Below are 25,811 nucleotides of genomic sequence, written 5' to 3' on the forward strand. Positions count from 1 at the left end.
TTTTCCTGAAAGAGAATAGGAAAACCCCGAATAGGGTCCACTTTTTTTAAAGTGTCCACTATTCGGGGTGCAGTTCACTAACCCATTAGGTACGTCTTCATGAATGCTAAAATAGTACTAATTATAATAGAAGAAACTCGTTCAATTCATGAACCTTTTTCTCCATAAAAACAAAAACCGCCTCCAATGGAGGCGGTTCTCTTTATCTATTCTTAGCGAACACGTACAACTAGTCCGCTGAATGTTTTTTTCCAGTATCCGCTGCTCATATCGGCAACCGCTACGCCAGTAGAGTTTTGGGATCCGATGAATTTACCGTTACCAACGTAGATACCTACGTGGCCGTTAGTTTTGTAAGTATTGAAGAATACCATATCTCCAACTTGGATGTTGCTGTAAGACACTTTTGTTCCTGCTGATACAAGCGCGCTTGTGCTCGCTGGTACAGAGTAACCGCCTTGTCTGAATGCCCAGCTTACGAAACCGGAGCAATCAAAGCGTCCTGCCGCGATATCTGATGCAGTACGTCCGCCGCCGAATACATAAACAGAATTTCCGATGTATTTATAGCCTGCTGAAACAACCTTTTGGATGCTTTTACTAGATGAAGTAGAACTGCTAGATGAAGAACTACTAGGTTTTGATGAACTTGGTTTTGATGAGCTAGAAGAAGAACTTGGAGAGTTTTCCTTTTTCGTTTCATCTTTTTTCGTCGTTTCGGATGAAGTCGAACTTGCATTAGCAACCGTTGTTACTGCAGCTGCATTGACAGCTTCCTCTGTTACTTCCTGAACGACGATATCGATATTTTGAGCTTCAGCCTCTGCCAATTGGCGTTTGCTTTCAGCTTCTTTATCTTTCAATGTTGCTTTTAATGTTTCGTTTTGTTTTTGCTGTTCAAGAATATCTGCTTGCATGCCGACAAGCTCAGTCTTCTTGTCATTTAAATCAGCAAGCGTATTCGTAACTGTTTCTTTTTTCTTTTCCAGAGCTTCTTGATCCTCTTGAGCTTCTTGCATCAGCTTGCGGTCTGCTTTTACGATTGTGGAAACAGCTCCGACACGCTCAATGAAATCACCAAAGCTGCTTGAACCAAGCAAAACTTCCAGGTAAGATGCATCACCATTTGTTTGTTGGTATGTAACTGCACGCTGTTTCAAGATTTCATTACGCTCTTCGATGCGTTTCTCCAATTCAGCAACTTCTGTTTCAAGCTGCTTAACTTGTTTTTTCTTTGAGTTGATTTCTTTTTCTGTTGAACTAATCATTGCCTGATTGTCTTTCACCGCTTGATCAACTTGCTTGATGCGCTTGTTCAATGCAGCGATTTCAGCTTGCACCTTATCTAGTGATGCTTGTGCATTATCAACAGCAGCTTGCTTCGCTGGGTCTTTCTCTGCACTTGCCGACGGAATTGCCGCTAAGCTTCCGAAACCGATCAGTAGAGCTGTGTTCAGTGCAATAAAACTCTTCTTCAACATGTAGTTTCCCCCTGAATACTATTTATCTATTAAGTAAGCATAATTTTTCTATTAATCTTAGTTGTTCTAACAAATAGAAGTATAGCATGTAAACATAACAATTAAGTTATCGTTATGTTACAAATATATTTCAAAATGTCGTTATCTAGCATAATTTAGGATATTTTAAGGAATAATAGCCTAATATTATCCCATTTATATCCAAGGATTATTGTCATTCTTGATTTCGGCATAGGTCATTAACTAAACAAATGAGCGACCAAATACGACCTTAAATTATATAAAAATAATTTATCAGGTATTTATTAATGAAAGAAGGCAATCGGAAAGTTGAGCCGATTGCCCCTTCTATCATTCTATTACCCCCATTCTAATCGCTTTCACAGCCACCTCCGTTCGATTTTTTGCATTCAGCCTTTTCATTATAGTAGATATATAATCCCTGACCGTATACTCACTCAGATAAAGCTTCACGGCAGCTTCCGTCGTAGAAGCCCCTTCTGCCAGCAATTTAATGATTTCAATTTCCCTTGGAGAGAAACTGACCCCCTCTCTTACGTCCGTACCCGTGTTGACATAATCCGGCTTTATATACCTCAGCATCAGCTCACCCGCACTTTGCCCGAATTTCATTAACGCCGGGAATAATGTTCGATCAATCGGAAAATGTTTACCCGGGCCTTGGTCGAGCAAGACACCCCCAATCATTTGCCCCTCTTCAGGAACATAGATGGGGACTATTATCATGGAGGCCAGATTGAATTGTTTCACTACCTTCTCCGGGAATCCATATGCCGCATCTTCAATATAAATAGGCTGAAAGTTCCTCATTGTATGGCCAACCGGCTTCAGCAGGTTCAATTTATGCTGAATGGCTGGTATATCAATCATTTGCTCACGAATCGCCTTAACTTCATCCTTATCCAAATGATGCGCATAAAGCCCGATTGCCATCTGTTCCATATTCGAAAAACGGAAAAGGGCACTTCTCTCAAACGGAAGAAATTCGCCAAATCCGTAGCAAATATTCTCACATGACTGCTCTAAGGTTTGTGACTTAATAATCCATTCATTGAAGAGAATGACCGCATCCTTCCATTGGGTCGAATATGATTTTTCATGCTGGTCTATCAGGCTGAATAACATGGACATCGTCTCATGCAAAAAGGCATTCTCGCAGCCGATTAGTAAAAGTTCATTCTCATATGTGACAGGGAGTGTGGAATGGTCAACACCAAAGGTATTCAAAATATCATACCATGTTGAATACCCCTCCCTCTTTATCTTACCTATCTTCCCGTGAACCTTTTTCACCGAAAAGCAATCGGGCTGTTCTTCAATTCTTGCAATCCAATCAATCGTCAAGTTCGTATTTTGGATGAGACTTTCACATAATTTATCCAGATTCATCTCATCCTCCGTATTCAGATTGACTAATACCTCACTAAGCTTCGTAAACAAATAATGAATGGATGGATGAAGCTTGGACGAAAATTCAATATGCCTCTTCAATACGGTATGTGTCGCATTTTCTAGCAGGTTCAATAGATGAATGATCTTCTCTGCTGCCGGCTGATAGGCGAAATACTCGAGCGCATCCTCCCTCATCCTGCTTAAAATGGCGGGTGCCTCAACTCCATACCGGCTGGCAAGCATATAGGTATTAAGGCGGTCAATGATGAATTCACAGGATTCAATATAGCGGTCATTGATTTCCACCAAATCATCCTTCACCTGATTCCATTCCGCTAACAGCTCATCATCATACTCGGCCATTAGCTTAATTGCCTTTGATAGTAATGTGTTCATATGATTAGTTAATGATTTTGACATTCATCATTCACCCCATTTTCGACTGAACCCTTTATCTGATGTTGTATGATTTCGCCAAGCATTAGATAAATTCCTCCACACAAAAAAACCATTCGTGCCCTTTCGACAAAAATAGGTCACTCTTCTAATCCATAATGGAAAAACGCTACAAATGTAGGTATTCACTAAGACACAATATAGACATAAAATTGTGGAAGAAGGTGGAAGCGCTTACGAAAATGGTATTCGTACAGGCATCTTTCTCTCCTTCTGAAAATCTTAAGGATGAATGAATGAGGAGGAATGTTGATGAGCAATGATGCTGAGGTAGTTCAATTGGGCGGCCACACGGCCAGAAAAACATTTTGGATAGCACTTCTTAGCGGATTCATATTCTTTGGGGGACTCTTAACTTACTTCGGCATGAGCGGCACCATATTTGCTGCCGCAATTGGAGGCATGGGGGAGTTTAATGTCAAATTTGACCGGATGGAAGGCACCGATTTCAAGCTATTGGGCGGTATGGCTGATACGGCAGAGAAGAAAAATGGCGCGGTTGTCGCGACAAACAAAATTAAAGACGTAAAAATCCAAGGCTTGGTCATTACGAAGGATATTCCTGCTATGGGAGTACGGGTTGTCGTTAAATCCGATCCAAAACAAACGGTGGAAATTAAAGGACTCATTCAAAAGGCCACCCAAATTGATGGGGATGCTAGATTTGAGAAACTGACCATGCAGGAAAACTACGTAGGGGACATTAAAGACCCGCAAGAAAAGATTGCAGAAGAATTCACACAGGTGGCACCAAAAATCATCTTAACGGATGCCACTCTTAAAACGCTTTACCTCTATCAAGATTCTCTCACATTGCCTGGCATGAAAGTGTATTTCGAGAAATTATAATCTATCAAATATGGAATTGGGATGATAACGATGGTTAAAACTCAATCAACTAATACAAAGAGACAACGATTCCGTAATTGGAGGAAAAGCCGGCCATTTTGGGGAGCAATACTTGCTCTCCTTTCTGGCTTAGTCATTCTGTATGTTCCGCTTTCGCTCATTGAAATTGCCGCACTGCCTGGAACGACACTTTTCATAGGGTTCTTCCTCGGAGGCATGGTTTTGCTCGGCGGTATCATGACCCTTATTATGCCCCAATTTGCCGTCTTCTTCGGGCTGTTCATCATGGTCAGTGCCATTTTGTCCATCATGGGAGCGATGGGCGGTCTTGTCATTGGCACCCTTCTTGGGATTATCGGCGGCGCGAAAATCCTGGCATGGCGGCCATACCCAAAAGCCCGAAAGCAAAAAAAACAAACAAACGAAGCAGAGGACCAAATCGCAGCCGGCCAGAATATGGTTATTCACAAATTAAAACGTTAGGCACTTAGGAATGGTGATGATATTGAAGCGAACGAAAAAAACAGTACTAGCAGCTATTATAGGCATCTTCACAATCTACCTTTTCACCTCTTCTTCCCCTGCCATAAAGGCCAGTTCTTCAGGCACAGATGGTTTCATCATAGAGGCTCAGGAAATTACCGGTACATTGGGTGTTCCATTGATTGTCTTTGGTGAAACCGCAACCCGTAAAGCGGTGCCAATGATTGACTTAGCGATGGATAATCTCGAGATTAAGGGCCTAGTAATCAAAAAGGTCACCCAAACACCCAATGGTCCGGTCACAACCGTAATTAAATCAGGCGGCTTAACCAAATTAAAGAAAATGAGAGTCCGGATTACAAATATTGAATTAGGCGGCCTATTCATTCCAAAGCTCGGCTATCTTGGTATGAAGGATGTTAAACTGCTGGCGTATAAGCAAACAGCTGATATCGCCGAATTACCGAACTTCTCCGTACATTACGAAGCAGGCAATGCCAATCAAATGAAGGACCAAAATGAGGAAGGATTAAATCAAATCATAAAGAGTCTGCAAAATGGCGGTAAGGAAGAAGAAGAGGTAGAAGAAACTTCTTCAGATGAGGACAAGATGGCTGAGGAGGATATAGAGGAGGAAAAAGCGGCAGAACAAGCCTTGCCTGAAGAAAATCCAGAGAAAGACCCTGCTGACCAAGAAGAACCAGCCGATGACACTGAAAAGGAAACACCTGATGAGCCGGAAACAGATACACCAGATGAGCCCGGCAATGAGGAAGATGAGGCGGAACCGGAAGATCCCGCTGACTCAGAACTCCCTCCTGAACAAGAAGACAGCGGAAGCGGTGATGCGGCTCCAACAACACCAAATACAAACCAATAAAGCTGCCAATTCGGCAGCTTTTCACTTGTTTTAGCATTCCGGAAATCGGTATATTTCTATTGGTGTATCACTTTTCACATATAAAGGATGTCTTGGGTGGCCATCTTTCGTCACACCCAGACAATAGGGTGAATAGCCTTTGAACCATTCAGCCAGTTCTTGATAGTCCTTATGATGAATCGTGCAGTTCTCTCCCCATCCGACTAATATTTTCGCCCCGCTATGTAAGGCATTTTCGAGGTAAAATTGGTTCTCTGGACCAATCGCTTCCTCCTTGGACAATTCCTTCAATTCCCTCCAATTCGTGCACCGATACGCAAAAACATTCACGAGTTCCAAGGATCCGCAACCCATTTTCTTCGCAAAGGAGATACAACGCTGTGTCGTCCGATCATCAAGGGTGTCATCTGCTGTGCTAGGATTCAAAAGGACGAAAACGGCTTTATTTAAATTATAGTCATCCCATTCCCTTTTGAGGGAATATCGATAATTCCCTTTAATGATAGCGCTATATTCCAAGCCATCTCCTCCTCCCATTTCTTCTTACTATATATAATCTGCTCCGCCCATTTTTATGATGAGAGCGAATAGATAATTTTGGAAGCGAGCTTGGTTACAAAAACAACGTACGTTAATTGTCCAAACTATATTCGGGTAGAGGAGTCTAAAGCTTGCTTATTTATTCCTTAGGAACCTGCTCTTCTCAAGATCAGCTTTCGTCAAAACGATTAATAGCCTTATTGATTAGGAGTCTAGAAAATTATAGTTGCCCAAATAGCTGATGCATGAAACTGTAATTGGTCAATCTCTGGTGCATTCGTCTCTACTATTAAACGGATCCCGCAGTGAGTTTATTCACATTACAAGATGAAGGCGAATATCACCGGAAGCGATACTAAGCTAAGAATCGTCGATACAAATGTACAGACAGAAACAAATTCAGGCTCGGTATTGAATTGAATTGCATACATCGTTGTATTAGCTGCCGCAGGCATTCCGGCCATAACGACCATTAATTGCTTCAGCAGCATATCTACCGGAAGGAAATACCCGATTCCCCAAGCAATGATAGGAGCAATCGCCAATTTGAGCGTCACAGCATAAAACACTTTCTCTTTTTCAACGTTCTTAAGGGAAATCTTTGCGAGTTGCATTCCCAAGACCAGCATGATTGTCGGAATAGCCGCATTCCCAACGAGGTCAAGTGTCGTCATGAACGAGGAACCAATCGTAATGCCTGTCACTTGAAAAAGCCAGCCTGCCACTGCTCCATAAATGATCGGCATCCTCATGACCACACCTATCGTATCCTTAAAGCCGCCTCCAATATCACTGCCGCGTGCAGCAAAATAGATGCCAACAGTCGCCATCACGATTGTTTGGATAACCATCAGTATGACTGCGTAATCAAACCCTGCAGCCCCAAAAAGCAATAGAGCTACTGGGGTTCCATAATTCCCGTTATTCATAAAGACCGAACCGAGAATCAGTCCACATTTCTCCCTAGTGGAATAGCCTCGAATATAGGAAATAAAATAAACAAGCAAAATGAGCGCAGCACAAAGCCCCAATGCGAAAATCGTAATGTACAAATAATCACTATCAAGCACGTTCGTGTAGAAAGTCTTAAATACAAGCACCGGAGTCATGATATATAATGACATGGCCGAGATGGATTTTGGGTCGAACCCGATTTTCTTCTCTCCAATATAGCCTAATATGAATATCGCAAATACAGGAATTAATACATTAAAAAAAGCCAACTTTCAACCCCTTCTCTCTTCCGTTTCCTTCTATATAAAGCACCCCTATGTTTATATCACAACGCATAACCGCTAAAACATACAAGCCTTCCCCCATTCAATGCAACTGCTGCTAAATATTCATCTTTTCTGAAGCACGGTAGAATGCTATGATTATAGAAAAAAATACCATCGTTGGAGGAACCATGATAAACGGACTTAAGCAATTATTCATTCCTTATAAAGGACTGCCGAAGGAAATCTATATTATTTTTATTGCCAGGATCATGAACAGCCTGGGTGGATTCGTCAACCCATTGCTCGTCCTAATTTTGACGCAGAAGGTCGGTTTAGATACGGGTATTGCCGGTACCTATATTACCTTCATCTCCGTCATCGCCGTTCCTGGTTTGCTGCTAGGGGGAAAGCTTACTGATTTATTCAACCGGAAATGGATTATCTTCGCCTGCCAGGGACTAGGAGCATTCATCTATATCGCTGTCGGATTTGTCTCCCCTTCCATGTTGATGGTGTACATGATTATGGCCGCATCCTTCTTTTTCATCATGTGTTCACCCGCTTATGATGCCATACTGGCTGATTTAACGAGTCCCGACAATCGCAAAGGTGCCTATTCCCTTGTTTATATGGGCTGGAATATCGGATTTGCGATAGGCCCAGCGATTGCCGGGCTGCTGTTCAAGGATTTTCTGTCCCTTATCTTTATCATCGATGGCATTTGCACCCTGTTCGCTACTACCCTCATCGTTATCTTCATTAAAGAAACAAAGCGCACTGTCACAGAGACAGACAGAGTTCTCGAACAGAATGTCGAAGGCTCCATCTTTAAAGTATTATTATCACGGCCAATCCTGATCATGTTTGCCTTGATTCTGCTCTGCATCGAGTTCGCCTATACACAATGGGCCTTCTCCATCCCGCTTCATTTAAATGAATTATTCGGTGATATCGGTGCGTCACATTTCGGAATCCTCGCTTCCTTTAATGGAATTTTGGTGATTATCTTTACCCCAATCTTGACGAGGATTACCCAAAAAGCAAGACCCATTCGCGTTATTGCCAGTGGTGCCCTCTGCTATGCAATAGCCTTCGGCATGCTCGCATTCACGACGGTTCTCCCCTTATTCTATCTATCTATTTTCATTATGACGATTGGCGAGATCTTGATTGCCATTAATGCTGCGACCTTCATGGCGAATATGACACCCGCTTCACACAGGGGAAGAATGAGCAGCGTCCTCCCCTTGCTTATCGGAACAGGCAACGCAACCAGTCCAATGATCATGGGAAATTATATTTCCGCGCACTCGATTTCATCTGCCTGGGTCCTGATTGGCACACTCAGCTTTCTTTCAGCTGCTCTCATGTGGATATTGCAACGGGCTGCGAATAAATATGTCACCGTCAATCATGATGACACAGTCGCACATTAATAGCTAAAAAGGATAGCCAATCCGGCTATCCTTTTTGATTGAAATCATGTCTTTAATCAAATATACACAATCAAAAGAACTAGGCAAAAAAATTACTTATACCCTAAATTACTTACATTATTCTCTTTTTACCCACATATTTTTTTATATGTACACGAATTTTATTGATGTGTTCATAGAAAAATAGATAATTAGATAAAAGGGGAGTTCTCTTATCATGAGAATCGTAAAAGACTTTGTTGTGAATTATAGCTATACCATCGTGTTCATGATTTTATGTTATCTTGTCGCATTAGCATGGATCTTCAGCTAACATGAACCGCACCTATGTATGCAATACAGCGTTGGTTTCGGGCATATAATCACAGGAGGGGAGATTACCTTTCTCCTTCATATCAAAGATTTTGTATTTGCCATGCCGCACCACCGTTCTAGTCGTTTCAAGCTTCAGTTCATCAGCATATGCTTGCGAAATTTCAACAACACAGGTCACTTCTCTTAACGAAATAATTTGGCCAATGACAAATAAGTTGTCTCTCTTAAAATGAATTACATCACCAATTTTGCCGATATTCTTTTCTGTATACACAGGCCATAGTCTCCTTTTACTTATTATTATGTTATTGGTCAAATAAACACTCTTATAGTTACTATCGGAGAATTAGGGATAAGTTTATACATTAAGGGTGATTTTTTTAATTTGTACAATTTCCTTATATTGGGTAAAATCAAAGAAAAGAACTGTGATTGATTCACATAGCTCCCTAAAGGAAGGTGTGTTTATTGGAACATCAGCAGTTATTCTTTTCCAGTGCCCTCATCAGCCAAAAGCCAAATACCATCCGCAACCAAAACACTGATTGCCCCTTTTGCCGGACAGAGGAATTGGAAGAAATCCTGGCTAGGGAAGGAAATATCATCTGGCTCATGAACAAATACCCAACATTAAAGGATACCTATCAGACAGTTATTATTGAAACAGATGAATGCACGTCAGATATGAGACAATACTCTACATCTCATATGAGGAAATTAATGAGGTTTTGCCTTGATAAATGGCAGGAAATTGAAGGGACAGACCGTTATCGATCGGTTATATTATTTAAAAACCATGGTCCCTATTCCGGCGGCAGCATCAGCCATCCGCATATGCAAATCATCGGCATGAACGAGGTGGATTACCATCAAAACATCACGATGGCCAACTTCGAGGGAACCAATGCCTTCACTCATAACGGAGTTGAGCTGACCATCTCCGCTTATCCAATCATCGGGTTTACCGAATTTAATCTACTAGCATCTGCAGACAATCAATACGATACTTTCGCAGATATGCTCCAAGTCCTAATTCGTTACATACTGAACGGATTTCACAAAGGCTGCAATAGCTTTAATCTATTCTTTTACCGCTTCAATGACAAAATCATCTGCAAGGCCATTCCCCGCTTTGTCGTTTCTCCGCTATTTGTGGGCTATAAAATCCCACAAGTCCTCATGGATATCGATTTGAATCGTATGACAAAAGATTTATCCGCCCTTTATTCCGCTTATGCCAGGAGTGAGCTTGCTTAGCCTCCTGGCTAGGCTTATTTTAATTTCTCCAAAAGGATTGTCAGTATTGTACCCACCGTATGTCCTCTTAAAGGCATAATAAAAAGCGGATTGTCTTGCATCCGCCCCAAATGTCTCCATACCATTCACCATATTCTCTGCCAAGGAATGGCCTATTTATAAATAGGATGTACCCTTCGCCTCAAAAAGAACCTCGTTTCAGACACAGGGACAATTATGCTCAGCTTTTCACGTTCTTCGTTTTCCATTTGATATATTCTATCAAGGCCCGATATTCCTCCATGTCCTCCTTTTCAATCACGGTCTTTTTCAGTTCCTCAATCAAATCAATCAACTCTTCATTCAGGTTCTCATCTGGCTGTCTTTGCTGCTCAATCTTCAGCAATGTCTTTAAATCAACATGCAAGACAAGCGCAAGCCTCTTCAGAACTTCAATGGATGGATTCTGGTTGACGCCTCGCTCGATATTGCTTAAATACGATTTCGATATTCCTGCATTTACAGCCAGCTGAGTCAGGGTCATTCCTCTTCTCTTCCTTATTTGTTGAATGTTTTTTCCGATCATGAAAATCTCCTTTCCGAAATGGACATGGCTGTTTCCAGGCAGTCAACTCTTCAATTTTACCGTGCCAGAAGGATTTACTATATTAGAAGCTCATATAGGCATTAAAACCACCGCCCTTTTCTTGATTAACCACTTTTGCCGGCACCCCTAAAGCCTGTGCAAATTCAGGAACATCGCTCGTCACTGTCGCTCCAGCCCCTACCACAGCCCATTGCCCAATTTCCACATCCGGAATGACGGTTGCATTCGCGCCAACCAGCACACCCTCCCTTACCTTGACCCCACTCGTCAAACAGGCTTTTGATGAAATATGGGCAAAATCGCTTAAGCGGCAATTATGTTCAACGACAGAGGCCGTATTAATGATTCCATGCTTGCCGACCTTCGCCTCCGCATTAACGATTGCCCCAGGCATCACCACTGTGCCTGCTCCAATCTCAGCACTCGGGCTTACGATGGCATGTGTGGAAATGACCGATGTATAACAATCATCCGCAAGGTTCAATCGCTTAACCACTGACTTTCTCGTCAAATTGTCAGCAACCGTAATGACCAGTTTCCCACAATACACATGTCTTAAAACTGACCGAGCCGCACTAATCGGTCCATAATAAATATCCCCCCTCTTGACCAGCTTTTTATACCGATCATCCAAGTAAGCGGCAATCCTGCTTGGGGCTGCACTCTCAATCATCTCCTGAATAACCCTGCTATGTCCGCCATCCCCAACTAATATATAATTCACCTATGCCCCACTCCTCGAATACGAGCGGACTCATCATAATAAAACACAGTCGCCTGCCTCCTTTGTTTAACTCCCTCTGATGCTAAAACCCTGCCACTCCAGATTGATTGCAGATTCCACACTTCCCCACTATCAAAGCGAAAATGAGAATATCAGCGGATGTCCCACTTAGATGTCATGCAATCACCCAGGTAATGGTTTATGTACGTTAATCTAAAGGTTACTTATTATTCTTCCTACCCTACTTTTGATTTAATCATTCGGGATACCAGTCTGAACTATGTTGAAAAGTATAATCTGTTTCTTCCATTGTAAAGCTGAACCACAACCGCCTATATATTCGGTTAGTTCGTGCAACCTAACAATGGATCAGAAGGAATATCCTTATTATAAATCAAATAGAATGCCTTGTTGTCATAGGAAAAATAATTCTGCAAGATAGTTCTGTGTATCGTTATGATTATCAGCTGTCTCGTTAAAAACATGATTCAGGAAAGACTGGAGCGGACCTCTATGCAAGTACATCTTTATGTTTTTTTGTTCTTGATTAAGACCGAACAAAGCGAGAATATCACTGCGGGCGAAGCTGCATAGCTACCCTTGAATTCTCTAATTGTAAATAAATATACTAAATTATGATTAGTTAGTTGTTTTGACATTGGGATTTTAGTTCTATATTAAGAATCTTATAGGATAAAAATACCATTTTATAATTTAACTTGTCAATCAGATATTTATGTAAACAAAATAATTTACAACGAATTAATTTTTTCGGCAAATTTTCAGATGCTAGATTGGTAGAATCATTGAACAGCTCCTAAAGGCATAGCACGAGGAAACAATGGAGGAATATATTTTATTGAAAAAAGTTTATCAAGACATATTGACTTTTATTTCATAAGCATTTATATTAAATATTGTCTTAAACATTTACATACGTGATTCCGTAGCTCAGCTGGGAGAGCACCACCTTGACAGGGTGGGGGTCGCTGGTTCGAACCCAGTCGGGATCATACATCTTAAAAAGGCATAAACCTTTGTTTATAAAGGTTTATGCCTTTTTCTATTTTCAGTAACACACGTACTTATTACTAATCAGCATTACGCACATTCATATAGATTCAAGGAGTGTTTGTTGCCCCACTATTTCTGCATTCCTGGGATTAATCAATCAAACCGCAACTTTAAAATATATATAGGTAAAAAGAAAAGTGCATTCACATCCCCCACATGTTCAGGGATGAATGTGAATGCACACATCATTATTTTTTAGCTAGAGCAGGAACATTCAATTTATTAAACCGCATGATTTGATAGGCGTAAAATAAACCAACAGCGACCGTAGCCGATAATCCGATAGTCATCCCCAGATTATATTCCAATCCGAACCCTTCAGGTGCGACCATCAAGTAAGTAAAGACCACCGCTGTCATAAACAGAGCGGGTAAACCTGAAATCCAGTGTAATTTTGCTTCTTTTAACAAATAAGAAGTAGCCACCCATAACATAACGGTTGCAACCATTTGGTTTGTCATGCCTACATAGCGCCATAAAAATTGATAATCAATTGTTGAAAGATAAAATGACGGAATCGTAACGGCAACTGTTGCCGCAACGGCTATTGTTTTTGGATTACCTTTAACACGGGATCCTAAAAAGTCGAGCACAATCATCCGGGCTGAGCGAAGAGATGTATCGCCTGTCGTAATCGGCAGGATAATGACACTCAGCACCGCTAATAGACCACCTATCGTTCCTAGCAGCCCAACAGAAATTTGGTCTACTACACCACCGGCACCCACCGAAGCAATAACCGATCCAAGCTCTCCTGTTCCTCCATAAAAACTCATTCCTGCTGCACACCAGATCAATGCAATGATTCCTTCACCAATCATAGCTCCATAAAACACTTTTCTACCTTCCGTTTCCTTTTTCAATGTACGGGAGATAATCGGGCTTTGTGTAGAATGGAAACCAGAAATAGCACCACAGGAAATCGTAACCATCAATAGCGGCCAAACAGGTAATTCGGATGGATGCATATTAGCAAATGACAATTCAGGCACTTTAATATCGGAAAACAGTAAGGATATTAAAACTGCCCCAGCCGTAATCAATAAGACAGCTCCGAATATAGGATAAATACGGCCAATAATTTTATTGATTGGCAAAATAGCGGCCAACAAGAAGTATACAAAAATAATGATAATTGCGAGCATGAATGTAATGCCAGTTTTAGCTGAAATGACAGCTGCAGGACCTGCCGTGAAAGCAGCCGCAACCAATACCATCAAAACGACTGATACGATGTCTGTAAAAACACGCATCACTTTTCCCAAATACTTTTGGACAAGCGCAGGAAATTGTGCACCTCCATGTCGAACGGAAAGCATTCCTGCAAAATAATCATGTACCGCTCCTGCAAAAATACATCCTAAAACAATCCAAACCATGGCAACCGGACCATATAAAGCCCCTGCAATCGCACCATATATAGGACCAAGGCCGGCTATATTCAATAACTGAATGGTCCAGCCCTTCCACGCCGGCATCGGAACATAATCCAAATTGTCTGTTTTTGTATAAGCCGGTGTAGGAGTTCCATCATTCACCACAAACACCTTTTCTACAAACTTACCGTAAACAATATAACCAAATAACAACAGAATAATAGCACCTATAAGCGTAAACATATGGAACCTCCACTAAGTAGTTTTATTTTTCAGATAATTCAAATTATATAACAAGAATCACGATTCAACAAATTATTTATTTATAAAATTTTATATTTTTAGAAAATATTAAAAACCTCGATCATATGTAAAAGCCATTGTGCAATGTCCTATCAATCCACGTAGGAGGAGTCACATTGAATTACTCGATTTTGGTACCGTACATAAATATTCCGAGCCACCTTCACATACAAATCTTATATGATTAAAGAAAAGAACCACCTTCTTTGTTGGATAGAATTTATCCATAGCACGGAAGTTCTTTATGATAAAATTGGATTTGCATACTATTAAATGAAAGAGAAGAAGGCATTTTATGAAGAAGATTATTACTATTAGCGTAGGTATACTATTGATTATTGCCGTGTTGGGGCTTTCGGGCTTCTATATTTGGTCCCAACAAACGTACAAAGCATCGGAAGAAGTTGCCTCTTATGTAGATTTGGATAACATCCAGAAGGAAGAAAACTGGCTTGTGTTCGAACCTAAAGAAAAAGCAAAAAGCGGGATCATTCTTTATCCTGGAGCTAAAGTAGAGCCTGAAGCGTATAGCTACTATGCCCAAGGTATCGCGGATAAAGGGTATTTGGTGATTGTTCCGAAAGTCAACTTGAACTTTGCCCTGCTCGATATTAATCAGGCGGATTTAATTAGAGATGAGTTCAGCGATATCACAAATTGGTATGTAGGCGGACATTCACTTGGCGGCGTGGCTGCAGCATCTTATGCTTACGATCATCTCGAAAACGTAAGGGGTTTAATCTTATTGGGTTCCTATCCGAGCGATTCAAATGATTTTTCGGAAACTGACCTCCCCACCCTCTCCCTCTATGCCGAGTTTGATGGATTAACGACAACGGATAAAATAGCTGATACAAACTATTTACTTTCGTCTGACGCAACCCTATATGAAGTTAAAGGCGGGAACCATGCCCAATTCGGAATGTATGGAATCCAAGACGGGGACGGAAAAGCAACCATTTCAGCAAAAGAACAGCAGGATGAACTCGTAGACGAAACGTTAAAATGGCTGAATCATTATCAAAGATAAAAACCAGGCTTCTTTTCCCCTTTCGGATACAGCTATAGCCCGCCCGTGTCACGGGCGGGCTATTTTAAACTCTTTACAAATCATTTTCGTCTATTCTAAATAAAAGACAGTGTCTCCTGCATCCGCTGATTATTACGATACTTCGCCCTCATCATATAGAATTTTTTGTTTAAATAGTCCACGGTCAGTATTAACAGAGCCTATCATAAACTTGTACGGATAATTTTAAGTTTATAGAACGGAATAATTGCGTGAAAAAACATATTACAATAGTCTATAAAGGAAAAGACCTCTAGGAATTTCATCCTGTTTTTATTTCTATTTGTCCCATAACAAACTTCTACTTTTTACTCTTCTTAATATACCTGAGACGGTTTATTCAAAATTTGACTCGAACCACAATAATACCAATTTAACCGTTAAATCCCAATTCTATGTTGACATGTACGTATATGTGTTTTTATAATTAACTATGAAATGAATGCGTTTTCATTTCCTTTTCTAGAAATCTTTTACCGGAGGAGGGGCGAAGGTTCATAAAAAGTTAACGGTTTTTATTCACTTAGTTTGTTCGATGAACAAATAAAGTAAAGGTGGGAAAATAAAATGAATAAAAAAATGCTTTCGGTAATTAGTGCTTTACTATTGTTTTCGGTATTCTTTTTGGCAGCATGCAGTGGCGGCTCGGAAGATTCGGCCCCTGCGAATGCAGATGATGTGAAAACTGCTGGTGAAGATATTGAAGATGCAACGGAATTATCATTTTGGACCTTCGCCGGAACACATGCTACCTTCTATGCCAATGCTGCTGATCGCTGGAATAAAGAAAACCCTGATAAAGCAATCAAATTGACTGTTGAAAACTATCCATTTGACCAGATGCACAATAACTTGCTAATGGCCTTGCAATCAGGCTCAGGCGCACCAGATATAGCAGATATTGAACTTGCCAAATTCCCGAATTTTCTAAAAGGCGATGTTCAACTAGAGCCGCTTAATGATTTGATTGAACCTGAGTTAGACAGCTTCATGGAAGAAAGGATCAACATCTACGCGAAAGACGGAAAGTATTATGGGGCTCCAACCCACTTAGGCGCATCAGTAGTTTACTATAATACAGAAATCATGGATGAGGCTGGCGTGGATATTGATTCAATCAAGACTTGGGATGATTATGTAGAAGCCGGGAAAAAAGTCGTTGAAAAGACCGGCAAGCCGATGACAACCATTGCGGATAACTGGTATGGAATTTGGCCTTATGTTGCTCAAAAAGGCTCGGATTTCTTTAACGAAAATGGCAAGCTGACTTTAGATAATGAAAAAAATATCGAGACTTTAGAATTTATCAATGACCTCGTTAACAAACATAAAATCGCTGAACTCGCTCCTGGCGGACAGTACCACACCGAGGAATTCTACGGCTTCATGAATGATGGTGGTCAGGCCTCCTTAGTCATTCCGATGTACTATATGAAAGACTTCACAACATATATGCCTGATCTTGAAGGCAAAATCCAAATCCGCCCTATGCCGAAATGGTCTGATTCAGACTATCAATCTGTCACAATGGGAGGAACAGGCACGGCTGTCACGAGCCAATCCGAACATGTCGAATTGGCAAAAGAATTTTTATACTTTGCTAAGTTATCCAAAGAAGGAAACATTCAGCTATGGAAAGAATTAGGCTTCGACCCTCCTCGCTGGGATGTGTGGGAAGACCCTGCAATGAGAGAGGACAATGTGTATTATCAATACTTCCACGATGATATTTTTGATGTCCTATTAAGTGTCAAAGATAATGTAGCAGGCATTCAGCTTTCTGAGTATACACCTGACGTTTTAACAGAAATCGATTCTAATATCATGCATAAGGTGCTCAGAGAAAAATCTCAAACACCAGAAGAAGCGTTAAAACAGTCAGCTGATACAGTCAGGCAGAAAATAGGAGATCAAAACTAAATCTGCACAAGATGATGGACATGCCGAAACATGTCCATCATCTCTAATCTTAATAAGTGAGAAGGGATAATATGTTTGGCATAAATGTAAAAAAAAGAGATAATCCTGCCCATTTGATGACGCCCAAAAAAGAAAACAAGCTTCTGAGATTTCTTAATTCCAAAAAAGTCGTCCCATATGTTTTTGTCTTTCCATTTATTCTTTCCTTTACAATCCTTACCCTTTATCCGACAATCCAAGCCGTAATCATGAGCTTTCAGAGAATATTGCCAGGAAATGTTGAGTTTATCGGATTGCAAAACTATTCAAGGATTTTTAATGATACTTTTTACAAGGCATTAGCCAATTCTACCATCTATATGATTCTAACCGTGCTGATTTTAATCTCGATTCCCATCCTTTTGGCTATATTATTAGATTCCAAGCTGGTGAGATTCAAAACCCTCTTCCGTTCGGCGCTTTTTATCCCAGCCTTGACCTCCATCATCGTGGCGGGTGTCATTTTTAGACTCGTTTTTTCCGAATCAGAGAACGCGATTGCGAACCAGATAATCGGATTCCTTGGCTTTGAACCAGTCCAATGGCAATTCACGGCCTGGTCAGGAATGTTTCTCATGGTAATGATGGCTTCCTGGAGATGGATGGGAGTCAATGTACTATACTTCTTAGCCGGGCTGCAAAATATACCAAAGGAATTATATGAATCTGCTGATATTGATGGCGCCAATATGTATCAAAAGTTTAGGCATGTGACATTGCCATTTCTAAAGCCAATCATCATATTTGTAACAACCATAAGCATCATCGGAGGTTTCCGTGTGTTTGAAGAAAGCTATGTGATTTGGCAAGGAAATTCACCCGGTAATATTGGATTGACTCTTGTTGGATTATTGTATCAGCAAGGTATACAACAAAATGACATGGGCTTCGGCGCTGCCATTGGTGTCATACTTTTGCTGATTATCTTTATTGTAAGTATCATCTACTTGCTGTTAACAGGTGCATTTAAACGAGGTGACGAGTAGGATGAAAAAGAATGAAATGCTCATTAAATTGATTGTAAATCTATTTTTTATCATTGTGGCGCTTATTGCGTTATTCCCTTTATTGAGTTTGATTATCTCCTCTTTTCGCCCTTCTTCTGAATTAATGCGAAACGGGATATCCTTTTCAATAAACTGGAGCCAGCTCTCGCTAGCCAATTACACACATATATTCACTGAATCTCCTGCTTATTGGAAATGGTATGGAAATAGTTTGATCATCTCTTCCTTAACGATTGTATTCTCTCTTTTCTTTTCGTCTATGGTCGGCTATGCTCTCGCCGTTTATAACTTCAAAGGAAGAAATCTGCTCTTCCTCTTTGTTCTTGTGATTATTATGATCCCGTTTGAAGTGCTCATGCTGCCGCTGTATCAATTGATGATTGATCTTAAATTGATTAATACGTATACAGGCGTCATGCTCCCATTAATCGTAGCACCGACTGCGGTCTTTTTCTTCAGGCAATATGCACTTGGCCTCCCTGCTGAACTGATGGACTCTGCCCGAATTGATGGATGTACAGAGTATGGAATCTTCTTCAAAATCATGGGCCCATTAATGCTGCCCTCCTTCTCTGCCATGGCCATTCTGCAGGGCTTAAACAGCTGGAATAATTTCTTATGGCCATTGCTCGTCGTTAGGTCCAATGATTTATTTACATTGCCTATCGGGTTAGCTACCTTATTAACCCCATACGGAAACAACTATGACACATTGATTGCCGGGGCTGTCATGACAATTATTCCAATCATTATTCTCTTCATTTTCTTCCAGCGCTATTTTGTTGCTGGCTTAACATCTGGCAGTGTTAAAGGATGAACCAATTAACGAATGATAGCGAGGTGACAGTAGGATGAATGCCCAGCGCATAGTGAATACGCTAGACAAAATTTTCACTTGGATCATGAGATTAGCAGCTGTTAATGCCTTATGGTTTTTGTATACATTGAAGGGGCTAATCGTTCTCGGGCTTTTCCCGGCAACATTATCAGCTATGAAAATCTTCAGGAAATGGAAATTAGGAGACTTTGAATTTCCTATCTGGAAAACATTCAAACAGGAATATCAAGCGGAATTTGGCAAGTCCAACACTATCGGCTGGATACTGGCTATGGCAGGAATGGTTCTATACTTTAATTATCTGGCCATTCAAAGCATGGGAAGCGTTAGCATCCTTTCCTATGTGGCATTTTATTTGCTGATTTTCTTCTATCTCACTCTAGTCATTTGGTCTTTCCCGCAGCTCGCCCATTATGATGGGAGGATCTCACACTTCTTCAAGAATGCGATCATCATAGGATTTGGGCGGATTCATTATACACTTGCTGTCATCGTTTATATTTTTGCAGTGTTATATGTTTCATTAAAGTTCCCAGGTCTTCTTCCCTTTTTCACGATGAGTGCCCTTGCTTTTGGCTGGATATGGATTTCTATGGATTTGTTTCAGAAGAGCGATCGAAAAATGAATGACGAATTTATTGCTGGAGAGGTGAGCTAAATGACTTTTAATCATCATAAAGCCAAAATGATTCTGGATAAGTCGTTTAAAATATCCGAGATTAACCCGAAGATATATGGATCTTTTATCGAACAATTAGGCCGTGCCGTGTATGGCGGCATTTACGAACCAACTCATGCCACAGCTGATGAGCATGGGTTTCGTAAGGATGTCATCGAATTGGTGAAAGAACTGCAGGTACCGATTATCCGTTATCCTGGCGGCAATATGGTATCGGCCTATAACTGGGAAGATGGGGTCGGTCCTATAGAGTTGCGCCCTAAACGATTGGATTTGGCTTGGAGCTCCCTTGAGACGAATGAGGTTGGCACCAATGAATTTGCCACATGGGCGAAGAAGGTCAATGCCGAAGTGATGATGGCCGTGAATCTAGGTACACGGGGGATTGATGCTGCACGAAACTTAGTCGAATATTGCAACCATCCGGGCGGAACGTATTGGAGCGATCTTCGAAAAGAGCACGGATTCGAGGATCCGCATCAAATCAAAGTATGGTGTTTAGGAAATGAAATGGATGGCCCTTGGCAAATTGGCATGAAAACGGCATATGAGTATGGACGCCTTGCGGCTGAAACGGCAAAGGCGATGAAATTAGTCGACCCTTCCATTGAGTTAGTCAGCTGCGGCAGCTCAGGCTCTGGCATGGCAACATTCCCTGAATGGGAAGCTGAAACACTCGAACATACATATGAATATGCCGATTATATTTCTCTCCACCAATACTATGGAAATAAAGAGAATGATACGGCAAACTATTTGGCCAGCACATTGGATATGGACAATTTCATTAAAACCGTCATCGCCACTTGTGATTATATGAAAGCAAAGAAACGCTCCAAGAAAACAATGTATTTGAGTTTTGATGAATGGAATGTCTGGTTCCACTCTAATGACCAGGACAAAAAAGTTGAACCTTGGTCCACGGCGCCTCCACTATTAGAGGATATTTATACATTTGAAGATGCCCTCCTTGTCGGCAGCATGCTCAATACATTGCTCAAGCATTCCGATCGCGTAAAGATGGCCTGCATGGCACAATTAGTGAATGTCATCGCGCCAATCATGACAGAAACAGGCGGCGGCATCTGGAAACAGACCATCTTCTATCCTTACTACTACACGTCCGTCTATGGACGGGGAACGGCCTTGCACTCAATTGTTGATTCTCCGAAGTATGACAGCAAAGACTTTACAGATGTCCCTTATTTGGACCAGTCAGTCGTCTACAATGAAGAAAAGGATGAGCTAGTCATCTTCGCGGTCAACCGCCATTTGGAGAATCCATTAGTCGTCGATGTGGATATCCGCTCCTTTGATGGCTATCAGCTTGTCGAACATATTGTGCTCGAGAATGACGATCCGAAAGCCATCAATACAATTGGGAATGAGCAGGTGAAGCCTCGCAATAGTAATCAATCTTATATTGAAAACGGCACATTGGTGGCCGCACTGCCGAAGCTGTCGTGGAATATGATTCGTCTTGGTCGGCAGCAGGTAGATTGAGTAATAAGAAGTGAAACATTGTGTGGTAAGAAAATCAATAATGATTGTACTTGAGTAGTAACATACCTTTGAAAAGGCTTAAACGAATAAGTTTAAGCCTTTTACCTTTTCTTAATGAAGACAGAAAAATGCCGTAGATGGCATGAATCGCTTATGTTTTATGATCATGCCCTCTTTCTTCTATTAAAACCCAAGTTTTCAAAATCTATTATTATTTGAAAAAATTTTAATCCACAACAAATTTGTACTAATAAACCAAAAATAGTACGAGAGAAAGAACCAGAAAAATTATATAGTTAATTAAGTGAAACATTTCACAAAGTGTTTTTAATCCGGATATGATATAAATATTTCCCTTTTAGCGGATTCTATAATTCGATGAAGGTTATCTGGATACCTTAACAATGTAAGCGTTTGAAGGAAGGAGAATTTAACATGAATAACGAAACTACGACTACGTTCCCATGGATGGACAAGTCATTATCCCCTCGTGAGCGAGCTGAGAAGCTTGTAGCTGCCATGACATTGGAGCAGAAAATTGCACAGCTTCACGGTGCAATGAATACAATTAACATCTATGATATGCCTTCAATGGATGAAATGAATGCCATGACTCCTGAGGAGCAAGACAATCTTATGGCACAGCTTCAAGTACAGCGCCATGTAAAAGGCATTGATGAGTTAGGTATCCCTCGTTTCCGTATTACCAACGGTCCAGTTGGTGTAGGTATGGGAGACGGACATCCAAGCCCGCCTGCTACTGCACTGCCAATGACCATCGGACTTGCTGCCGGCTTTGATCCGGAACTGGCTCGTGAGTACGGAGATATCATTGGTTCTGAAACGGCGACACTTGGACAGCACGTTCTTGAAGGACCAGGTGTTTGCTTACACAGAACGCCGATTGCTGGACGTAACTTTGAATATTTCTCTGAAGATCCATACCTTTCTGGCGTAATGGGCGTCGAGGTTACGAAAGCCATTCAAGAGCATGATGTTATCGCTATGGGTAAACACTATGCCGTGAATGATCAAGAGTATGAGCGTTTCCGCACAAGTGTCGAGTTAGATGAGCACGTATTACGCGAATTATACCTTCTTCCTTTCGAAATGTTAGTTAAAGATGGCGATATCGCAGCAATGATGAGTGCTTATAACCGTGTTCGCGGTGTCTATGCAACAGAAAGCCGCTACCTTTTGAACGATATTCTTCGTGACGAGTGGGGCTTCCAAGGATATGTTCAATCTGACTTCTGGTCTTGCCGCTCTGCAGCTGCATCATTGAACGCTGGTATGGACCATGAGATGCCAGATGCTAAATGGTTGAACGAAACGAATGTTAAGAATGCCCTTCAAGACACTAGCCTTGAGATCCAAACGGTTGACCGTGCATTGGTTCGCCGTTACACACAAATGTTCCGTTTCAATCAATTCGAGCGTCCTTACAATCCAGGTGAGATTGATGCAAAAGCTCATGGAGCTAGATCCAGAAAAATCGGTGCACAAGCTGCAGTCCTTCTTAAAAACGAAGATGAAATGCTTCCGCTTGACCCGAAAGCCTATGCTAATATCGTGATCATCGGTCAATCTGAGTTTGTTGATGACGCCTGCAATGGCGGCGGTGGTTCTTCTAAGGTTACGCCACTTTATACTGTACCGCCAGTAGAAGGTATGCAAAATGTTCTTAAAGAACTTGGTTCAGATTCACTAGTAAGCAAGGTAACTGTAGCGAACGATCTTTCAAACCTTGAAGAAGCAAAAGAAGCTGCGAAGAAAGCGGACATGGTCATTCTAATGGCTGGCTTGGTTGCCTCTGAAGGCTTTGATTTACCAAGCCCGAATATGCTGAACGATCAAAATCGCATGATTGATGAACTATTGGATATCAATCCGCAAACCGTTGTCGTTATGAAAAGCAGCAGCCCGGTTATGATGCCATGGATTTCTAAGGCTAAAGCCGTTCTAGAGGCTTGGAACCAAGGTACTGAAGATGGTCACGTTGTTGCTGACTTGCTCTTTGGCGTTGTGAATCCATCAGGTAAAGTACCTACTACATACGCTGCTTCAGAGGACGACCTATTGTATGCAGGAAGACCTGAGCGCTACCCTGGTACTGATGAAGGCAACGGCTTCCCGGTTATCCGTTATTCTGAAGGCCTGAACATGGGCTACCGCTGGTTCCAATCTCAAGGAATTAAACCATTATTCCCATTTGGATATGGTCTATCTTACACATCCTTTGAGCTATCAGGATTCTCCGTAACACCGGAAAAAACGGATGGTAAATCGCCTATCACAGTTAAGGTAACTGTTAAGAATACAGGAAAAGTGGCTGGAGCTGAGGTTGTCCAAGTATATCTAGGCATTCCTGTTCAAGGTCAGCCGCCTAAGCGTCTTGTTGGCTTCCAAAAAGTTCACCTTGAGCCTAATGAGTCTCGTGAAGTTACCATCACAATTGACCCAGCTGCGACAAACCACCCAATGGGTGTATGGGATTACTACGAGCATGACTTCGTTGTAAGACCAGGCGAGTACACAGTCTATGCTGGTACTTCCAGTGAAGATACACCTTTCACAGGTACTGTGGTCGTTGAATAATCGATTTTAAATATCTAAAAGGATTGAATTCATTGATAGGATTCAATCCTTTTTTCTTTGTTGTCAAACCACGGTCAATTAATCACTCGCAGTTTCTTCTAAGGCATCCAGCACATCATCGGTTCTCCTTCTGCCCCGCTTAATTCAAACCTCACAATCATGAGACGCGAGCACTAATAACCCAATTTTTGGTACAATAAATTCAACAGATAAAGAAAGCAGGTGACCTTACTTGACTGTACTGATTGGCATTGCTTTTTGTTCCCTTATTATCCTAGCTGGAGTCTATATCTGGCGTAAGGGTACGGTCAATTTTATTGCCGGATATGAGGAGGGTATCATTTCCGATGAAAAAGGTTTGGCCAAAAGAATCGGCCTTGTGACTATGGCATTTGGAACAGAGTGTCTATTGCTCCTATTGGTGAACCTTTATTTCCTCCCGCTTGAAGCCTTTTATATAGGGGTTCTTGCCATCTTAAACATTATCATTATCCTGTTTCTTATTATTGAGGCTCGGATTTAGACAGTGGTAGACAGATTGAGCATCGCATTATTTTCCATTGATTTCATACCCGAACAACCCATCCCACCCAAGCATAATTTAGAGAGAAATATATCAAGTCAAAATATTTAGGAACAAGTTTCCCAAAACCTAAAAAATGCAGAGGAGGCATTGAAAATTAGCAAATAGGAGAAAATATCATTTGCTGCCTTTTTCCTCTTACTTCTACTCCCTCTCGAATCATCGGATTTGGCCAAAAAACTGAGCATTACTGAAATAGCTAAACCTCACCTATGGATTCTTATATGAAGACGAAGATTTATACAAAACTCATGTCCTTAAGGAGCGATAAAAGAACGTTCTCTTTATATGTAAAGAACAAATAAAAAACTCCAAACGTCTAATTAGGGTTTTATACAGACCCTATTATTTAGAAAAAAGAGTCTCTATACCCCACAGATATACTAGCAAATTATCCTGCATATACTAAATAGATGTTTGAACCGCTCTGTTTTTAGGAAAAGTTTACTATAGGAGGAGGTTAATATATGGATATATGGTTATATTTAATGTACGCTCTCGCTTATTTGGCTCTTTTTATTATCATGGTTAGGAGTATGAAACGTAACGGGATTGCTTCCTTGTCCAATGTGCTCATCCTAGTGATTTTGCCATTGATTTATGACAATACCATTCTTGGGGTAGGATCATGGATAGGAGAAGGGCAAACATTGGAGGTTTTGAATACAGCGCGCTATTGGATGCATGCCATTTTCACCCCTCTATTGATTGTTTTTTCCTTAGGTATCCTGCGCCGGGCCCGAGTTAATTGGGCCAACACTTCTGCTGCCCTCTGGATAACTGTTGTTTATGCGTTCGCTGCCTTTATGGTCGAACTGGTTACGGTGCTGCTCAATCTTTCTCTGGAAGCTGAGGTGAAATACGGAGTATTAAGCTACGCATCAACCAATTCTCCATCTGGCCCGCCTATCATGATTTTGATGGTCACGCTTGCCCTATTAGTATCATCTATCATTCTGTGGAAACGGACGGGATGGTTTTGGATGTTTATCGGGGTAGCGCTTATGCTGGTCGGCAGCATGGTAGATATTCCGGTTGAAAGTGCCGCAATTACAAATGCATTCGAGTTGATACTCCTTACATCGCTTGTTATGACAAAGCTCCATCAGGATAGAAATTAACTGAAAAAAAGCTCCCATTCATATAAGCATGAATAGGAGCTTTTTCAATTTGGAACACTGA

At 41.2% G+C, this 25,811-nt stretch carries 22 protein-coding genes and 1 tRNA gene; 15 read left to right on the forward strand and 8 right to left on the reverse strand.

Annotation, left to right across the window (positions count from 1 at the left end):
- Nucleotides 1-212: 212 nt before the first annotated feature.
- Together CYL18_RS08550 and CYL18_RS08555 are read right to left on the reverse strand one after the other, a co-directional pair.
- Nucleotides 213-1,481: a C40 family peptidase gene (locus tag CYL18_RS08550; protein WP_236636338.1), complete on the reverse strand. Its 1,269-nt coding sequence runs from the start codon at nt 1,479-1,481 to the stop codon at nt 213-215.
- A gap of 351 nt (nt 1,482-1,832) precedes the next feature.
- Nucleotides 1,833-3,314: a LuxR C-terminal-related transcriptional regulator gene (locus CYL18_RS08555; RefSeq protein WP_104849085.1), complete on the reverse strand. Its 1,482-nt coding sequence runs from the start codon at nt 3,312-3,314 to the stop codon at nt 1,833-1,835.
- A 288-nt stretch (nt 3,315-3,602) separates the two neighbouring features.
- Here CYL18_RS08555 and CYL18_RS08560 point away from each other — a divergent pair, with 288 nt between their 5' ends.
- From CYL18_RS08560 to CYL18_RS08570, 3 genes are read left to right on the forward strand one after another with little or no spacing between them, the layout of a single operon-like run.
- Nucleotides 3,603-4,199 (forward strand): DUF6230 family protein, encoded by a 597-nt coding sequence (locus CYL18_RS08560; protein ID WP_104849086.1) that lies wholly within the window; start codon nt 3,603-3,605, stop codon nt 4,197-4,199.
- Between the two features lie 30 nt (nt 4,200-4,229).
- Nucleotides 4,230-4,682 (forward strand): DUF6114 domain-containing protein, encoded by a 453-nt coding sequence (locus CYL18_RS08565; RefSeq protein ID WP_104849087.1) that lies wholly within the window; start codon nt 4,230-4,232, stop codon nt 4,680-4,682.
- 22 nt (nt 4,683-4,704) lie between these two features.
- On the forward strand, nt 4,705-5,562 hold the full coding sequence (locus CYL18_RS08570; protein WP_146102836.1) for a hypothetical protein: 858 nt from the start codon (nt 4,705-4,707) through the stop codon (nt 5,560-5,562).
- 30 nt (nt 5,563-5,592) lie between these two features.
- Here the strand turns inward: CYL18_RS08570 and CYL18_RS08575 are convergent, their stop codons facing one another.
- Both CYL18_RS08575 and CYL18_RS08580 read right to left on the reverse strand, forming a co-directional pair.
- Nucleotides 5,593-6,081 carry a DUF1643 domain-containing protein gene (locus CYL18_RS08575; RefSeq protein ID WP_201741261.1) on the reverse strand — a complete coding sequence of 163 codons (489 nt, stop codon included), beginning with the start codon at nt 6,079-6,081 and terminating at the stop codon, nt 5,593-5,595.
- 341 nt (nt 6,082-6,422) lie between these two features.
- Entirely contained in the window at nt 6,423-7,325 is a 903-nt protein-coding gene (locus CYL18_RS08580; protein WP_104849090.1) for an AEC family transporter, read from the reverse strand.
- A gap of 185 nt (nt 7,326-7,510) precedes the next feature.
- On the opposite strand from CYL18_RS08580, the gene CYL18_RS08585 reads away from it, so the two are divergent.
- The gene (locus CYL18_RS08585) at nt 7,511-8,758 is read left to right on the forward strand and encodes an MFS transporter (protein WP_104849091.1); all 1,248 of its coding nucleotides are present in this window, start codon (nt 7,511-7,513) and stop codon (nt 8,756-8,758) included.
- A gap of 325 nt (nt 8,759-9,083) precedes the next feature.
- Here CYL18_RS08585 and CYL18_RS08590 read toward each other — a convergent pair whose 3' ends face one another.
- Nucleotides 9,084-9,347 carry a DUF2187 family protein gene (locus CYL18_RS08590; RefSeq protein WP_161497104.1) on the reverse strand — a complete coding sequence of 88 codons (264 nt, stop codon included), beginning with the start codon at nt 9,345-9,347 and terminating at the stop codon, nt 9,084-9,086.
- Between the two features lie 194 nt (nt 9,348-9,541).
- Between CYL18_RS08590 and CYL18_RS08595 the strand changes: the two genes are divergently transcribed.
- On the forward strand, nt 9,542-10,330 hold the full coding sequence (locus CYL18_RS08595) for a DUF4931 domain-containing protein (RefSeq protein ID WP_104849093.1): 789 nt from the start codon (nt 9,542-9,544) through the stop codon (nt 10,328-10,330).
- Between the two features lie 220 nt (nt 10,331-10,550).
- On the opposite strand, the gene CYL18_RS08600 is transcribed toward CYL18_RS08595, so the two are convergent.
- A complete protein-coding gene (locus tag CYL18_RS08600) occupies nt 10,551-10,895 on the reverse strand; it encodes a helix-turn-helix domain-containing protein (protein ID WP_104849094.1) in 345 nt (114 codons plus the stop codon).
- 82 nt (nt 10,896-10,977) lie between these two features.
- Nucleotides 10,978-11,640, reverse strand: a complete 663-nt coding sequence (locus tag CYL18_RS08605; protein WP_104849095.1) for an acetyltransferase — start codon at nt 11,638-11,640, stop codon at nt 10,978-10,980.
- Nucleotides 11,641-12,580: 940 nt separating this feature from the next.
- Between CYL18_RS08605 and CYL18_RS08610 the strand changes: the two genes are divergently transcribed.
- A tRNA-Val gene (locus tag CYL18_RS08610) sits at nt 12,581-12,653 on the forward strand.
- 249 nt (nt 12,654-12,902) lie between these two features.
- Here CYL18_RS08610 and CYL18_RS08615 read toward each other — a convergent pair.
- On the reverse strand, nt 12,903-14,333 hold the full coding sequence (locus CYL18_RS08615; RefSeq protein ID WP_104849096.1) for a carbon starvation CstA family protein: 1,431 nt from the start codon (nt 14,331-14,333) through the stop codon (nt 12,903-12,905).
- 355 nt (nt 14,334-14,688) lie between these two features.
- Between CYL18_RS08615 and CYL18_RS08620 the strand changes: the two genes are divergently transcribed.
- The 9 genes from CYL18_RS08620 to CYL18_RS08660 all read left to right on the forward strand — a co-directional run bounded on the left by CYL18_RS08620 (nt 14,689) and on the right by CYL18_RS08660 (nt 25,750).
- Nucleotides 14,689-15,423 (forward strand): alpha/beta fold hydrolase, encoded by a 735-nt coding sequence (locus CYL18_RS08620; RefSeq protein ID WP_104849097.1) that lies wholly within the window; start codon nt 14,689-14,691, stop codon nt 15,421-15,423.
- Between the two features lie 606 nt (nt 15,424-16,029).
- Nucleotides 16,030-17,382, forward strand: coding sequence for an ABC transporter substrate-binding protein (locus CYL18_RS08625; RefSeq protein WP_104849098.1), 1,353 nt, complete (start codon nt 16,030-16,032; stop codon nt 17,380-17,382).
- A 116-nt stretch (nt 17,383-17,498) separates the two neighbouring features.
- Nucleotides 17,499-18,407 carry a carbohydrate ABC transporter permease gene (locus tag CYL18_RS08630; RefSeq protein WP_236636365.1) on the forward strand — a complete coding sequence of 303 codons (909 nt, stop codon included), beginning with the start codon at nt 17,499-17,501 and terminating at the stop codon, nt 18,405-18,407.
- A 1-nt stretch (nt 18,408) separates the two neighbouring features.
- Nucleotides 18,409-19,245, forward strand: a complete 837-nt coding sequence (locus CYL18_RS08635) for a carbohydrate ABC transporter permease (protein ID WP_104849100.1) — start codon at nt 18,409-18,411, stop codon at nt 19,243-19,245.
- Between the two features lie 34 nt (nt 19,246-19,279).
- On the forward strand, nt 19,280-19,924 hold the full coding sequence (locus tag CYL18_RS08640; protein WP_104849101.1) for a YesL family protein: 645 nt from the start codon (nt 19,280-19,282) through the stop codon (nt 19,922-19,924).
- A complete protein-coding gene (arfA, locus tag CYL18_RS08645) occupies nt 19,925-21,448 on the forward strand; it encodes an arabinosylfuranosidase ArfA (RefSeq protein WP_104849102.1) in 1,524 nt (507 codons plus the stop codon).
- A 435-nt stretch (nt 21,449-21,883) separates the two neighbouring features.
- Nucleotides 21,884-24,046, forward strand: a complete 2,163-nt coding sequence (locus CYL18_RS08650) for a beta-glucosidase family protein (protein WP_104849103.1) — start codon at nt 21,884-21,886, stop codon at nt 24,044-24,046.
- Nucleotides 24,047-24,278: 232 nt separating this feature from the next.
- The gene (locus CYL18_RS08655) at nt 24,279-24,569 is read left to right on the forward strand and encodes a hypothetical protein (RefSeq protein WP_104849104.1); all 291 of its coding nucleotides are present in this window, start codon (nt 24,279-24,281) and stop codon (nt 24,567-24,569) included.
- A gap of 527 nt (nt 24,570-25,096) precedes the next feature.
- Nucleotides 25,097-25,750, forward strand: a complete 654-nt coding sequence (locus tag CYL18_RS08660; protein ID WP_104849105.1) for a hypothetical protein — start codon at nt 25,097-25,099, stop codon at nt 25,748-25,750.
- Nucleotides 25,751-25,811: the final 61 nt, after the last annotated feature.

This window comes from Pradoshia eiseniae (genome assembly GCF_002946355.1).
In the GTDB taxonomy this organism is placed as follows: domain Bacteria; phylum Bacillota; class Bacilli; order Bacillales; family Pradoshiaceae; genus Pradoshia; species Pradoshia eiseniae.

Excerpts from the sequence above, each read along its gene's own strand:
- CYL18_RS08550 (WP_236636338.1), bottom strand. The coding sequence starts at position 1,481 with ATGTTGAAGAAGAGTTTTATTGCACTGAACACAGCTCTACTGATCGGT.
- CYL18_RS08555 (WP_104849085.1), bottom strand. The coding sequence starts at position 3,314 with ATGTCAAAATCATTAACTAATCATATGAACACATTACTATCAAAGGCA.
- CYL18_RS08560 (WP_104849086.1), top strand. The coding sequence starts at position 3,603 with ATGAGCAATGATGCTGAGGTAGTTCAATTGGGCGGCCACACGGCCAGA.
- CYL18_RS08565 (WP_104849087.1), top strand. The coding sequence starts at position 4,230 with ATGGTTAAAACTCAATCAACTAATACAAAGAGACAACGATTCCGTAAT.
- CYL18_RS08585 (WP_104849091.1), top strand. The coding sequence starts at position 7,511 with ATGATAAACGGACTTAAGCAATTATTCATTCCTTATAAAGGACTGCCG.
- CYL18_RS08600 (WP_104849094.1), bottom strand. The coding sequence starts at position 10,895 with ATGATCGGAAAAAACATTCAACAAATAAGGAAGAGAAGAGGAATGACC.
- CYL18_RS08615 (WP_104849096.1), bottom strand. The coding sequence starts at position 14,333 with ATGTTTACGCTTATAGGTGCTATTATTCTGTTGTTATTTGGTTATATT.
- CYL18_RS08620 (WP_104849097.1), top strand. The coding sequence starts at position 14,689 with ATGAAGAAGATTATTACTATTAGCGTAGGTATACTATTGATTATTGCC.
- CYL18_RS08625 (WP_104849098.1), top strand. The coding sequence starts at position 16,030 with ATGAATAAAAAAATGCTTTCGGTAATTAGTGCTTTACTATTGTTTTCG.
- CYL18_RS08630 (WP_236636365.1), top strand. The coding sequence starts at position 17,499 with ATGACGCCCAAAAAAGAAAACAAGCTTCTGAGATTTCTTAATTCCAAA.
- CYL18_RS08635 (WP_104849100.1), top strand. The coding sequence starts at position 18,409 with ATGAAAAAGAATGAAATGCTCATTAAATTGATTGTAAATCTATTTTTT.
- CYL18_RS08640 (WP_104849101.1), top strand. The coding sequence starts at position 19,280 with ATGAATGCCCAGCGCATAGTGAATACGCTAGACAAAATTTTCACTTGG.
- arfA (WP_104849102.1), top strand. The coding sequence starts at position 19,925 with ATGACTTTTAATCATCATAAAGCCAAAATGATTCTGGATAAGTCGTTT.
- CYL18_RS08650 (WP_104849103.1), top strand. The coding sequence starts at position 21,884 with ATGAATAACGAAACTACGACTACGTTCCCATGGATGGACAAGTCATTA.
- CYL18_RS08660 (WP_104849105.1), top strand. The coding sequence starts at position 25,097 with ATGGATATATGGTTATATTTAATGTACGCTCTCGCTTATTTGGCTCTT.